Origin of the sequence: Methylobacterium sp. GXS13 (assembly GCF_001455965.1) — a bacterium.
Lineage (GTDB): Bacteria > Pseudomonadota > Alphaproteobacteria > Rhizobiales > Beijerinckiaceae > Methylobacterium.
Genome location: NZ_LKKO01000001.1, coordinates 531439 through 544519 on the forward strand (window position 1 = coordinate 531439; position 13081 = coordinate 544519).

The following is a 13081-nucleotide window of genomic DNA, read 5'->3' on the forward strand; positions in this document are numbered from 1 at the left end:
GGGGTGGGGAGCCTCTCAACCCGACCGTTCGGGGGCAGCGATCGGTCAGTAAGTCCAGCGCTGCGCCTTCGACACCAGGAAGTCGCGAAACGCCTGGACTCGAGCGACCGAGCGCATCTCCTCGGCATAGACGAGATAGCTCTCGAGGCTCGGCATTTCGGTGTCGCGCAGGACCTGGGTGAGCTGCTGGTCACCATCCACCGCGTAGTCCGGCAGGATGCCGATGCCGGCGCCCGCCTCCATGGCCTTCTGCAGCGCGCCGATATTGTTCACCGTCAGGTGGACGCTGCGGCGGTCGCGGCCCTCGCGCCCGGCATCGGCCAGCCAATGGGCCGCCAGCAGGTAGGACGGCTCGTTGCCGCCGAACGAGACGAGGCGGTGATTGTCGAGTTCCTCGATGGTCTTGGGCTCGCCGAAGCGCTTGACGTAATCGACGCTCGCGAAGGCGTGGTAGTGAACGGTGAACAACCGGCGTTGGATCAGGTCCGGCTGGGCCGGACGGCGCATGCGGATGGCTACATCAGCCTCGCGCATCGCGAGATCGAGTTCCTCGTTGGTCAGGATCAGCTCGATGCGGACGTCGGGATACAGATCAAGGAACTCACCGACTCGCTGCGCCAGCCACGATGTGCCCAGACCCACGGTGGTGGTAACCTTGAGATCGCCGGTCGGCCGCTCGGAGGTTTCGACGAGACGGGCCCGGGTGTTCTCCAGGCGCAGCTTCATGTCCCGAGCGGCGCGGAACAGCAGGTCGCCCTGTTCGGTGAGGATCAGGCCGCGGGCATGACGGTGGAACAAAGGTGCCTTCAGTTCGCGCTCCAGGGCGCTGATCTGGCGGCTCACCGCGGACTGGCTGAGGCCGATATCGTCGCCCGCCTTGGTGAAGCTGCCCGCCTCTGCGACGTTCAGGAAGATCCGGATCTTGTCCCAATCCAAGGCGAGAACCCCCACCGACGCCAATCCGCACCCGATGCCCGGCTCGGACCGAGCCGCACCTGCGTCGGGCGATTGACCGGGCGAAGCGCGTATCGCCGACGCCAAGCTGGCGCGGCCGGCGCTGCAGGGGCATGCATCGATTGCAGCCCTGCCCGGTCAGAACCCCTATGCGCCCGGCGCATGGTCGGACGCAAGGGTTCACATCGCGATCTTGTTGACAGGACTTTGGTCCAACAGCGCGGTGCTGCCCGCACTGCGTGGTCTCACTCGGCCGCGGCGGCCTGAACCGGCGTCTCGCCGATCTCCAAGTTCGCCAGGAATTTCTCCGCTTCGAGCGCAGCCATGCAGCCCATACCGGCGGCGGTGATCGCCTGCCGGTAGACGTCGTCGGTGACGTCGCCCGCAGCGAACACACCCGGAATCTTCGTTTCGGTGGTGCCGGGCTTCACCGACAAGTAGCCGCCGTGACGCATCGGCAGCTGGCCCTCGAAGATCGCGGTGGCCGGCTGGTGGCCGATCGCCACGAAGATGCCGTCGGCCGGCACTTCGCTGATCTCCCCCGAGCGCGGGTCCTTCAGCCGGATATGGGTAACCCCCGGCGCCGGCTTCTGGACGCCGCAGATCTCCGCAACCTCCCGGTGCCACAGCACCTCGACGTTCGGGTGCTTGAACAGCCGCTCCTGCAGAATCCGCTCGGCCCGGAAGCTGTCCCGGCGATGTACGACCGTGACCTTCTTGGCGATATTGGCGAGGTACAACGCCTCCTCGACGGCGGTGTTGCCGCCGCCGACCACCACGACTTCCTTACCGCGGAAGAAAAAGCCGTCGCAGGTGGCGCAGGCCGAGACGCCGCCGCCCTGGAACGCCGCCTCGGAGGGCAGACCGAGCCACTTCGCCTGGGCGCCGGTGGCGATGATGAGCGCGTCGCAGGAATAGGTCTCGCCCGAATCCGCTTCCAGCCGGAACGGCCGCTGCTTGAGATCGACCGCCGTGATGTATTCCGAGACGATCTTCGTCCCGACATGCTCGGCCTGCAGACGCATCTGTTCCATGAGCCATGGCCCCTGGATCGCCTCGGCGAATCCCGGATAATTCTCGACATCGGTGGTGATCATGAGCTGACCGCCGGGCTGGAAGCCGGAGATTAGCAATGGCTCCACCATGGCGCGGGCCGCGTAGATCGCCGCCGTGTAGCCGGCGGGACCGGAGCCGACGATCACGAGCTTGGCGTGGGTGTGGGCCATCTCTCGGTTCCTTCAGGTCGGTCAGGCCGCGCGATGCGCGGCGTAAGCCTTGGCCAGCGCCTCGGCTATCACCGGGGTCGCGTCGATCGGCTTGTACGGCAGATCGATCAAACGACCCGTGAACGGCCGCAGCGCACCGGCGATCGCCAGACCGGCGAACATCCGCCGATGCCGGATATAGGTGCGGGGCAGGTCGAACAGCAGGACGGGGGCGCCGGTCGCCACGGCTTCGCTGACCATGTTGGCGGAATCCGAGGTCACCACGATCGCCTCGGCCAGCGCCAGCATGGCGACGTAGGGATTGCCGCCGGTGCCATCCCAGAGGAAGCCACCGGTCTCGGCGGTCAGCGTCTTGACCGCATCGCGCAGCGGATTGGGGGTGCGGCGGGAGATCGTCACCATCAGGCGGCAGCCCTGGTCGATCAGACCGCGCAGTTCCCCCACGAGGCGCTGCATATCGGTCTTGCGGTAGCTCAGGTGCCGGCTGTCGCCGCCGACCAGCACGGCCACCCGCGGGCCATCGAGGCTGGCGAGCCGCGGATCCGGATGGGCCCGAGCCTCAGCCAGCCGGGCGGCTGTGACGAGGTGCGGCGCCGTCAGGGTGGTGAACACGTTGGGGCCGCGCAAATCGTCGTAATCCGGCACCCAGATGAAATCAGCGCTGTCCGCACCGGTGCGCGGATCCTTGAGAAACGCCGTGAAGGGCCGGCCGCCGGTCGCGTTCCGCAATTTTCGAAGATATGGCACCGCCCGGCGGCCCGAGGCGATCAGCAGATCCGGATAGGGTCCCGACAGGGCGCCGTTGCGGCGGCGCGGGCTCTCGCGCGGATCGATCGGCCCCCAGGGTGCGATCCAGCCGAACGGGCCGGCAGCCGGGACCTGGCGGATCTCGAACGCAACACCGAGCGTCTCGGCGATGCCGACGCACTGGTTCTCGTCGCCGGCCTTGCCGTCGGTGATGATCCAGGCGCGGGCCTGAGACAGGTCGGGAAGGGGCTCGCGCCGCACGGATGTCTGGGCCGCGGTGGCGGGCTTCGCCTCCGGCACGTCGATGCTTCTCATCGGAAACGCCTTACACCGCAGGCCGAGCTTGGGCTAATCCCGCGGCAGGTCGCGGGCGAGCCACTGGGCGTAGATGTCGGCGATGGCCGCCAGACGGCGCGCCTCGAAGTCCGGGGCGTACCAGGCGCCCCCATAGCTCGACGGCGTCGCGGTCATCTGCGGATGACGGCCGAGCACCTGCCCGTTGCGCCCCACGAGCAGCGCCTCGCCCTCCAGGTAGTCGGTCTCGAAATTGCCGCCCCGGCCGCGGAGCGCGCCGCCGCCGACATAGGGCCGCAGCGACAGCGCGGTCACGACCACCACCAGCCGCGGCCCGGCACCGCCGATCCGTCCGGCGAAAGTCTTGCGCAAGGCCGCATTCAGGTCGGCGGCGAGCGCATCGGCCTGGAGGCCGGCGCCCTTGTCCCGGAGCGGCCGCACGTCGACGCGGATGTCGGAGAAGATCGCCGTCGGCGGAAAATCGCCGGCCGCCATCGCGGATGCGAGCCCGCACAGCAGGAAAAGGCCGGCGAGCCAGCTGCGGCTCAGCGCGATCATCGCGCTCAACCGCCGTACTGGACGCCGACGACCTCGTAGGACTTGCCGCCGCCGGGCGTCGTCACCTCGACGGTGTCGCCGACACCCTTGCCGATGAGCGCGCGGGCGATCGGCGACGTGATCGAGACGCGCCCGGCATGCACGTCCGCCTCGGGCTCGCCGACGATCTGGTAAGTCTTCTCTTCCTCGGTGTCCTCGTCCACGAGCTTCACGGTGGCGCCGAACTTGATCTTGTTGCCCGAGAGCTTCGACACGTCGATGATCTCGGCGCGCGCAATCATGCTCTCGAGCTCCATCACGCGTCCCTCGTTGTGGGACTGCGCCTCCTTGGCGGCGTGATACTCGGCATTCTCGGACAGGTCTCCGTGCGCGCGGGCCTCAGCGATCGCCGCGACGATGCGCTGACGCTCGACCTGCTGACGGTGCTTCAGCTCCTCCTCGAGAGCCGCGAAACCGCGTACCGTAATCGGAACCTTGTCTATCGTCATCGTCTCGCGCCACAATGAAGAGGCCCGGCCGAGAGTGTAGCACTCTCCCCGGGCCACGAAGTTAAGTCAGCGGGACCCTGAGGCTCAGGCCGCGAAGTATTCTTGCAAGGCACGAACCTGGAGATCGCCTTCTAGATAGGCCTTGATCCCTTCGGCCGCCGCCATCGCGCCGGCTAGAGTGGTGTAATACGGCACCTTATGCAAGAGGGCCGCACGCCGGAGCGAGCGCGAGTCCGAGAGTGCGCCAGCCCCCTCCGTGGTGTTGAGCACGAGCTGGATGTCGCCGTTCTTGATCGAGTCGACCACATGCGGCCGGCCCTCGAGGACCTTGTTCACACGCTCGGCCGGCACACTGTTCTCGACCAGAAATTTCTGGGTCCCGCCGGTGGCGAGGATCGAGAAGCCGAGATCGGACAGAAGCTTCACGCTCGGCAGGATCCGCGCCTTGTCGGCGTCGCGCACCGAGACGAACACGGTGCCGGAACGCGGGACCTGCGTGCCCGAGCCGAGCTGGCTCTTGGCGAAGGCCACGCCGAAGCTGGCATCGAGCCCGATCACCTCGCCGGTGGACCGCATCTCCGGCCCGAGCAGGACATCGACGCCGGGGAAGCGGGCGAACGGGAACACCGCCTCCTTGACGGCGATATGGGCCAGCTCCTTGCGCTTCAGGGCGAAGGTCGCGAGCTTCTCGCCGGCCATGACCCGGGCGGCGATCTTGGCGATCGGCTCACCGATCACCTTGGCGACGAACGGCACGGTCCGGGAGGCGCGCGGGTTCACCTCCAGCACGTAGATGTCGCCGTCCTTGATCGCGTACTGGACGTTCATCAGGCCGCCGACCTTGAGCGCCAGCGCCATCGCGGTGGTCTGCCGCTCCAGCTCGGCAATGGTCTCCGGTGAGAGCGAGCGCGGCGGCAAAGAGCAGGCAGAATCGCCGGAATGGATCCCGGCCTCCTCGATGTGCTCCATGATGCCGGCGATGAACACGTCCTGCCCGTCGCAGACCGCATCCACGTCGATCTCCACCGCGTCCGACAGGTAGCGGTCGAACAGCAGCGGATTTTTGCCCAGCACCGTGTTGATCTGCCCGGTCTTGTCGTTCGGGTAGCGGGCGACGACGTCGGACGGGATCAGGCTCGGGAGCGTGCCGAGCAGGTAATCGGCGAACTGGCTCTCGTCGCGGATGATCGCCATGGCCCGGCCGCCCAGCACGTAGCTCGGGCGTACCACGAAGGGCAGGCCGAGCTCGGAGGCAATGAGCCGGCTCTGCTCGACCGAATAGGCGATGCCGTTCTTCGGCTGCTTCATCCCGAGCTTGTCGAGGAGCCGCTTGAACTGGTCGCGGTCTTCGGCGAGGTCGATCGCGTCCGGGGAGGTGCCCAGGATCGGCACGCCGGCCGCCTCGAGGGCACGGGCGAGCTTCAGGGGCGTCTGCCCGCCGAACTGCACGATGACGCCGTGCAGGGTGCCGGCCTGCCGCTCGGTCTCGATGATCTCCAGCACGTCCTCGGCGGTCAGCGGCTCGAAATAGAGGCGGTCCGAGGTGTCGTAGTCGGTCGAAACCGTCTCCGGGTTGCAGTTGACCATGATGGTCTCGTAGCCGGCAGCCGACAGTGCGTAGCAGGCGTGGCAGCAGCAATAGTCGAACTCGATGCCCTGGCCGATCCGGTTCGGGCCGCCGCCCAGGATGATGATTTTTTTGGCGTCCGTGGGCTGTGCCTCGTCGACGACAGTGCCGGCGAACGGGGCCACGTACGTTGAGTACATGTAGGCGGTCGGTGCCTTGAACTCGGCCGCGCAGGTGTCGATGCGCTTGAACACGGGGCGCACGCCGAGCGAGCGGCGCAGGGTACGCACGTCCGCCTCCTCGGTCTTCGCCAACACGGCCAGGCGCGCATCGGAAAAACCGGCGGCCTTGAGCTGGCGGAACGCCCCGGGGGTGCCGGGCAGGCCGTGCGCCTTCACCCGGTTCTCCAGGTCCACGATCGCCTGGATCTGCTCCAGGAACCACGGATCGACCTTGCAGGAGGCGTGGACCTCCGCGTGGCTGACGCCCAGCCGCAGGGCCTGGGCGATCTTGAGGAGCCGGTCCGGCGTCGGCACCCCGAGCGCCGCCTTGATGGCGTTATGGTCGTCGCCGCGACCCAGGCCCTCGATCTCGATCTCGTCGAGGCCGGTGAGCCCGGTCTCCAGCGAGCGCAGGGCCTTCTGCAGCGATTCCGCGAAGCAGCGGCCGATCGCCATCGCCTCGCCCACCGACTTCATGGCGGTGGTCAGCGTCGGCTCGGCGCCGGGGAACTTCTCGAAGGCGAAGCGCGGAATCTTGGTGACGACGTAGTCGATCGTCGGCTCGAACGAGGCGGGAGTCGCGCCGCCGGTGATGTCGTTGGCGATCTCGTCCAGGGTGTAGCCCACTGCGAGCTTCGCCGCGACCTTGGCGATCGGGAAGCCGGTGGCCTTCGAGGCGAGCGCCGAAGAGCGTGAGACCCGCGGGTTCATCTCGATCACGATCATCCGCCCGTTCTCGGGGTTGATCGCGAACTGCACGTTGGAGCCGCCGGTCTCGACACCGATCTCGCGCAGCACCGCCAGGGATGCGTCGCGCATCACCTGGTATTCCTTATCGGTCAGCGTGAGGGCCGGGGCGACGGTGATCGAGTCGCCCGTATGCACGCCCATCGGGTCGATGTTCTCGATGGAGCAGACGATGATGCAGTTGTCCGCCTTATCGCGGACGACCTCCATCTCGTATTCCTTCCAGCCGAGGACGCTCTCCTCGATCAGGACCTCGTTGGTCGGAGAGGCGTCGATGCCGCGCTCGACGATGTCGAGGAATTCCTCGCGGTTGTAGGCGATGCCGCCGCCGGTGCCACCCATGGTGAAGGACGGGCGGATGATCGCAGGCAGGCCGACCTCGGCGAGCGCGATCAGGGCCTGGCCCAGGGCGTGCTCGCCGTAGCGCTTGCGCCGCTCGGATTCCCCGGACTGCCACTTGCGTTCGAAGGCGGCGACCGCCGCGGCGCGCGCCTGTTGGTCGGGATTGGCCGCCTCGATCTTGGCGATCTCGGCGAGGTACTTTTCCCGGTCGGCCTTCTTGGCCGCGGAGGCGTTGGCGAGGGCCGATTTCGGGGTGTCGAGCCCGATCTTGGTCATGGCATCCCGGAACAGGCTCCGGTCCTCGGCCTTGTCGATCGCCTCGGCGGTAGCGCCGATCATCTGCACGCCGTACTTGGCGAGCACGCCCATCTTCTGAAGCGACAGGGCACAGTTGAGCGCCGTCTGGCCGCCCATCGTCGGCAGGATCGCGTCAGGGCGTTCCTTCTCGATGATCTTGGCGACGATCTCCGGGGTGATCGGCTCGACATAGGTCGCGTCCGCCATGTCCGGGTCGGTCATGATCGTCGCCGGGTTCGAATTCACCAGGACGATCCGGTAGCCCTCCTCGCGAAGCGCCTTGCAGGCCTGCGTCCCGGAATAATCGAACTCGCAGGCCTGCCCGATAATGATCGGCCCCGCACCGACGATGAGGATCGAGGAGATATCGGTGCGCTTGGGCATCTGCGGCCTTTTCAGGCCAAGCGCGCCCGGTCGGGCACGGCTCGGATCGGCCCTGCTCCCGGACGCGCGTGGCGGGCATGTCGTTGAACGCCGCGTTTACACGGGGGATCGGCGCATTGGAAGGCCGTGCCCGACCGCCGGTTGCGCCGGGCATCGCGGACGCGCCGGCCGGCCCGGCCCAAACTTCAAATAATTCTCAAGTATTGACCCGAGCACGAACGGCATTGCCGAGTCTCGGCCGGAACCATAAAACTCGTCCGATCGACGGGTCCGTCGATTATAACGATACCAATTCGAGATAGACGATGATCAGGGAAACGTTCGGCGCGGCAATGCTTCTGTTCGGCGCAACCGCTGGGGCGCAGGCCACGGAAGTCTCCATCAAGACTCTCAACAGCGGCCCAGGCGGCATGATGGTCTTCGATCCGGCTTTCGTGAAGATCCAGCCCGGGGATACAGTCCGGTTCGTGCCGACGGACAAAGGTCACAACGCCGAGCTCATCAAAGGCATGGCGCCGGAGGGCGCACCGACCTTCAAGACCGTGGTCAGCAGGGAGGAGACCGTGACCTTCGACAAGCCCGGCCTGTACGGCTTCAAGTGCTCGCCGCACTACATCATGGGGATGGTCGGCCTGATCGAGGTCGGCGACAAGCCGGAGAATCTGGAGGCCGCGAAGGCGGTCCAGCACGGCAAGCTGGCCGCCAAGCGCTTCGAGCCGCTGTTCGCAAACGTGCAGTAGGGTCGGCGGGGGCGGCCCGCCGCCCCCGCTCAGAAGCTGGTGTGGAGCGCGGCGAGCGCCCGGTCGATGGACAGATAAAAAATCCCGAAGGCGACCACGGCCGCGGCGGCGAATTCCAGCGCGACGTTCGAGAGCGTCTGCGCCCGGCGCAGCATCTCGCGGCCAAAATACAGGGACACCCAGGCGAGCACGAGTACCGCCGGCATGGCGAACAGGTAGGAGACCGTGCTCTCGACCCGGTCGAGGCCCGCCGCCGGATCGATCAGTGCCCGGATGTTGCGCACCCACGGCGCGTAGACCGCAGCGTAGAGGGCCGTGGCCCAGGCGAGGCCGGACGCGATACCGAGATGGACCATGAAGGTGCGGTGCAGGCGGGAGAAGTCGTCGCGTGCCTCGTCGATGGTCATCCGGCAATCCCCTCGGACGGAACCGCCATGCGCGGTCCGTCGATGGGCCGATAAGGCCGCCGGAATTCGCGGATTTTGTGACCTCGGCGCGGCCTGAATGGGACCGCGCCGATCGTTGCCCGTCAGGCGTCGGCGGCCTTCTCCGGCTCGCCGGAGCGCATCAGCGTGACGAAGCGTTCGAACAGGTAGTGGCTGTCCCGCGGGCCCGGCGAGGCCTCCGGGTGGTGCTGCACCGAGAAGGCCGGCCTGTCGGTGAGGGTCAGGCCGCAATTCGAGCCGTCGAACAGGGAGACATGGGTCTCCACCGCGCTGGCCGGCAGGCTCGCGGGATCCACCGCGAAGCCGTGGTTCATCGACACGATCTCGACCTTGCCAGTGGTCTTGTCCTTCACCGGGTGATTCGCCCCGTGATGGCCCTGGCCCATCTTCACGGTCCGGCCGCCGAGCGCGAGGCCCATGAGTTGGTGCCCGAGGCAGATGCCGAAGGTCGGCATTTTCTCGTCGAGCAGCTTGCGGATCACAGGCACGGCATAGGCGCCGGTCGCGGCCGGATCGCCGGGGCCATTGGACAGGAACACGCCGTCGGGCTTCAGCGCCAGGATGTCCTCCGCGCTGGTGGTGGCCGGCACCACGGTCACGTCGCAGCCGGCCTGGGCCAGCAGCCGCAGGATGTTGCGCTTCACACCATAATCGATCGCCACGACCTTCAAGCCCTGGCCGGGCGCACGCATGCCGTAGCCGTCGCCGAGCGCCCAGATGGTCTCCGACCATTCGGAGTTCGCGCGGCTGGTCACCGGCGGCACGAGGTCAAGGCCCTCCATGGGGGCCAGGGCCGCGGCGCGCGCCTTCAGAACCTCGCGGTCGAAACGGCCCTCGGGATCGTTGGCGATCACGGCGTTGGGCATGCCTTGGTCGCGGATACGGGCGGTTAGCGCCCGGGTGTCGATTCCGGTGATGCCGACGATACCGCGGGCGTCGAGCCAACCGTCGAGATGCGACGAGGAGCGCCAGCTCGACGGCTTGGTGACCGCCGAGGCGATCACGGTGCCGCGCACGCCGGAGGCCGGGGCCGCCTCGAGGCTCTCCAGATCCTCGTCGTTGGTGCCGACATTGCCGATATGCGGGAAGGTGAAGGTGACGATCTGCCCGGCATAGGACGGGTCGGTCAGGATCTCCTGGTAGCCGGTCATCGCCGTGTTGAAGCAGACCTCGCCGTCGGCGATGCCGGTCCGGCCGATGCCGAAGCCCTCAAGGATGGTCCCGTCCGCCAGCACCAGCAGGGCCGTCGCCACGGGTTCGGCCCAGGGCTCCGGGGCAGCGGGTTTGGAGGCCTGCGCGGCGGCGTCTTGCAGCATCGGGTCGGTCTCGCTTATGTCCGGCCGAAGGCAGGCACCGCGTTGCGGCGCGCTCGGCTGGCGGCATGATCGTGTGCGGCGCTCTTAACGAGCGGCCCGCGATGGGGTCAATGTGGCCCTGTAGCTGAAGCCGCTCAACACCCGCAAAGTGCAGGCCAGCCCCCCGTTTCTCCCGTCGGAAGGTTTATCGAGATGCTGCGCGCCCGCCTCACCACCGAGATGAAGGACGCCATGAAGGCCGGCGACAAGGACAAGCTCGCCACCGTGCGGATGATCCAGGCCGCCCTCAAGGACAAGGATATCGAGGCGCGCGGCCTCGGCAAGGAGCCGGCCTCCGACGAGGAGATCCTGTCGCTGCTCCAGAAGATGATCAAGCAGCGGACCGAATCCGCGTCCGTCTACGACCAGGGCGGCCGCCCGGAACTCGCCGCCAACGAGCGCGCCGAGATCGCGATCATCGAGGCGTTCCTGCCCAAGCAGATGGACGAGGCGGAGATGCGGGCGGCGGTCGACGCCGCGATTCTCGAGACCGGCGCTGCGGGCCAGAAGGACATGGGCCGGGTCATCGCCGCCCTGAAGGGCACCTTCGCGGGGCGGATGGATTTCGGCAAGGCGAGCGGGTTGGTGAAGGCTGCGCTGGCAGCGAAGGGCTGAGGTTCGGACCCCCAACGCTCCCCGCAATCCCCCGCCTGATCGAAGCTCGGTCGACCGGGCGGCGCGCGAGGCGCCCCGGCGCGCTATATCCGGCGGTCAGGCAGTCGATCCGCAGGCCCCGTGCGCTATCCGCCCCACATCCTTGAAGAGATCCGAGCCCGGCTGCCGGCCTCCTCCGTGGTCGGGCGGCGGGTGCAATTGAAGAAGGCCGGGCGCGAATGGCGTGGCCTGTCGCCGTTCAACGCCGAGAAGACACCGTCCTTCTACGTGAACGACCAGAAGCAGTTCTATCACTGTTTCTCCTCCTCCAAGCACGGCGACATCTTCACCTTCCTCATGGAGACGGAGGGCCTGAGCTTCCCCGAGGCGGTGGAGCGGCTCGCGAGCGAGGCCGGCGTCAGCCTGCCGGCGCCGACGGAAGACACCCGCGTCGCCGAGAAGCAGCGCGCCGGGGCGATCGAAGTCATGGAGATGGCCGCCCGGTGGTTCGAGGAGCGGCTGCGCGCGGGGCAGGGGAGCGAGGCCCGGGCCTATCTCGAGCGCCGGGCCCTCAGGGAGGAGACGCAGCGCGCCTTCCGGCTCGGCTATGCGCCGAACGAACGCTACGCCCTGCGCGACCACCTCGCCGGGCAGGGGGTCGACAAGGATCTGATGGTCGAGCTCGGCCTCCTCGCCGGCGGCGAGGATGTCTCAGTCCCGTACGATTATTTCCGCGACCGCGTGATGTTCCCGATCACCGACACCCGCGGCCGGGTCGTCGCCTTCGGGGGGCGCGCGCTCTCCAAGGAGGTGCGCGCCAAGTATCTGAACTCGCCGGAGACGCCGCTCTTCCACAAGGGCCGGACGCTCTACAACCTCCACGGCGCCCGCAAGGCGGCGCACGAGCGCAGCTCGATCATCGCGGTCGAGGGCTATGTCGACGTCATTGCGATGACGCTGGCAGGCCATCCCGAGACGGTGGCGCCGCTGGGTACCGCACTCACCGAGGAGCAATTGGCCCTGCTCTGGCGCCACGCCGACGAGCCGATCCTGTGCTTTGATGGCGACAAGGCCGGGCAGCGGGCGGCCTTCCGGGCCCTCGACATCGCCCTGCCGGCCCTGGAGCCCGGCCGTTCACTGCGGATTGCCCTGCTGCCGGGCGGTCAGGATCCGGACGATCTGCTGCGTTCGGGTGGTCCGGGCGCCATCGACCAAGTGCTGCAGGCCGCTCTGCCCCTGTCCGAACTGCTCTGGCGCCGGGCGCTTGAATCCGGGCCGGCCGACACGCCCGAGCGGCGGGCGGGCCTCACCCAGACGTTGCGCACCACCGTCGCCACCATTCGTGACGAGACGGTCAAGCGCTACTACCGGGACGACATCGAGGAGCGGCTGCGCAGCCTGTCGCCGCGCAGCGCGCGTTCCGCCGGACCCGGGCCCGGGCCGAAAGGGCAGGGGCAAGGCCGGCGGTTCGTTCGTCCGGGCGAGCCGGTCTCGGCGCGCATCACCGGCAGCCCCAGCGCCTCGATGACCGCTTCGGCGGGCTTCTCCGGCGCGGCGCCCGTGCGCGAGGCGGTGATCGCAGGCACGCTGCTGGTCCACCCGGAAATGCTGACCGAATTCGGCGACGAGGTCTCGGAACTCGATTTCGAGGATCCCGACTCCCGGGCTCTTCTGTCGGTCCTGGTCGCATCTGCCGCAGAGGACGGGCAAACGAATGCCGACCTGTTGCAAAGCCGCATCACACGGGCAGGTCTCGCAGAGGCGGCGGAGCGGATTCTCGCGCTCGCCCGCTCCCGCGACCGGATTACATTGTCTCCGCACGCCGATCCGCAGCAGCGCGGGGACGCTCTCCGGCAGGCGATGATCTTGCACCGGCAGGCAGGAGCGCTACATAGCGAACTTCGCGAAGCACGGCAGGCGTTTGAGGACGATCCAACCGATGCCGGGTGGGCATGGCTCTGCGAAGTCAAGGCGAGGCTTGAGACCGTCCTCGCCGCCGAGGCTGAAGCCGACAAGCCGGTGTCGAACGACTCGACCGCCGCATGACGGCCGTGCGATGGCGGTGGCGGCGGGCACAACCCTGCCATAGTTAACAATCGGTCAAGCCTCGGGCTTGCATAC

The 13081-nt window shown here is 67.8% G+C and carries 11 protein-coding genes; 3 read left to right on the forward strand and 8 right to left on the reverse strand.

Annotated elements, in window-relative coordinates:
• Window positions 1–45: 45 nt before the first annotated feature.
• From AO398_RS02600 to carB, 6 genes are all read right to left on the reverse strand, one after another.
• Window positions 46–936, reverse strand: coding sequence for a LysR family transcriptional regulator (locus AO398_RS02600; protein WP_058190603.1), 891 nt, complete (start codon window positions 934–936; stop codon window positions 46–48).
• 263 nt (window positions 937–1199) lie between these two features.
• Entirely contained in the window at window positions 1200–2180 is a 981-nt protein-coding gene (gene trxB, locus AO398_RS02605) for a thioredoxin-disulfide reductase (RefSeq protein WP_058190425.1), read from the reverse strand.
• 21 nt (window positions 2181–2201) lie between these two features.
• Window positions 2202–3242 (reverse strand): mitochondrial fission ELM1 family protein, encoded by a 1041-nt coding sequence (locus AO398_RS02610; RefSeq protein ID WP_058190426.1) that lies wholly within the window; start codon window positions 3240–3242, stop codon window positions 2202–2204.
• Between the two features lie 33 nt (window positions 3243–3275).
• On the reverse strand, window positions 3276–3779 hold the full coding sequence (locus AO398_RS02615) for a hypothetical protein (protein ID WP_058190427.1): 504 nt from the start codon (window positions 3777–3779) through the stop codon (window positions 3276–3278).
• Window positions 3780–3784: 5 nt separating this feature from the next.
• Entirely contained in the window at window positions 3785–4261 is a 477-nt protein-coding gene (greA, locus tag AO398_RS02620) for a transcription elongation factor GreA (protein ID WP_201025701.1), read from the reverse strand.
• A gap of 90 nt (window positions 4262–4351) precedes the next feature.
• Window positions 4352–7825 (reverse strand): carbamoyl-phosphate synthase large subunit, encoded by a 3474-nt coding sequence (carB, locus tag AO398_RS02625; RefSeq protein ID WP_058190429.1) that lies wholly within the window; start codon window positions 7823–7825, stop codon window positions 4352–4354.
• A 332-nt stretch (window positions 7826–8157) separates the two neighbouring features.
• Here carB and AO398_RS02630 point away from each other — a divergent pair, with 332 nt between their 5' ends.
• Window positions 8158–8565, forward strand: a complete 408-nt coding sequence (locus tag AO398_RS02630) for a pseudoazurin (protein WP_243959832.1) — start codon at window positions 8158–8160, stop codon at window positions 8563–8565.
• 29 nt (window positions 8566–8594) lie between these two features.
• Here AO398_RS02630 and AO398_RS02635 read toward each other — a convergent pair whose 3' ends face one another.
• Together AO398_RS02635 and carA are read right to left on the reverse strand one after the other, a co-directional pair.
• The gene (locus tag AO398_RS02635; protein ID WP_058190431.1) at window positions 8595–8972 is read right to left on the reverse strand and encodes a hypothetical protein; all 378 of its coding nucleotides are present in this window, start codon (window positions 8970–8972) and stop codon (window positions 8595–8597) included.
• A gap of 122 nt (window positions 8973–9094) precedes the next feature.
• Window positions 9095–10327 (reverse strand): glutamine-hydrolyzing carbamoyl-phosphate synthase small subunit, encoded by a 1233-nt coding sequence (gene carA, locus AO398_RS02640; RefSeq protein WP_058190432.1) that lies wholly within the window; start codon window positions 10325–10327, stop codon window positions 9095–9097.
• A gap of 192 nt (window positions 10328–10519) precedes the next feature.
• Between carA and AO398_RS02645 the strand changes: the two genes are divergently transcribed.
• Window positions 10520–10981 carry a GatB/YqeY domain-containing protein gene (locus AO398_RS02645; protein ID WP_058190433.1) on the forward strand — a complete coding sequence of 154 codons (462 nt, stop codon included), beginning with the start codon at window positions 10520–10522 and terminating at the stop codon, window positions 10979–10981.
• Between the two features lie 120 nt (window positions 10982–11101).
• Window positions 11102–13006: a DNA primase gene (gene dnaG, locus AO398_RS02650; RefSeq protein WP_058190434.1), complete on the forward strand. Its 1905-nt coding sequence runs from the start codon at window positions 11102–11104 to the stop codon at window positions 13004–13006.
• Window positions 13007–13081: the final 75 nt, after the last annotated feature.

Coding starts and splice junctions, on each gene's coding strand:
- trxB (WP_058190425.1), bottom strand. CDS start 2,180: ATGGCCCACACCCACGCCAAGCTCGTGATCGTCGGCTCCGGTCCCGCC.
- AO398_RS02610 (WP_058190426.1), bottom strand. CDS start 3,242: ATGAGAAGCATCGACGTGCCGGAGGCGAAGCCCGCCACCGCGGCCCAG.
- AO398_RS02615 (WP_058190427.1), bottom strand. CDS start 3,779: ATGATCGCGCTGAGCCGCAGCTGGCTCGCCGGCCTTTTCCTGCTGTGC.
- carB (WP_058190429.1), bottom strand. CDS start 7,825: ATGCCCAAGCGCACCGATATCTCCTCGATCCTCATCGTCGGTGCGGGG.
- AO398_RS02630 (WP_243959832.1), top strand. CDS start 8,158: ATGCTTCTGTTCGGCGCAACCGCTGGGGCGCAGGCCACGGAAGTCTCC.
- AO398_RS02635 (WP_058190431.1), bottom strand. CDS start 8,972: ATGACCATCGACGAGGCACGCGACGACTTCTCCCGCCTGCACCGCACC.
- carA (WP_058190432.1), bottom strand. CDS start 10,327: ATGCTGCAAGACGCCGCCGCGCAGGCCTCCAAACCCGCTGCCCCGGAG.
- AO398_RS02645 (WP_058190433.1), top strand. CDS start 10,520: ATGCTGCGCGCCCGCCTCACCACCGAGATGAAGGACGCCATGAAGGCC.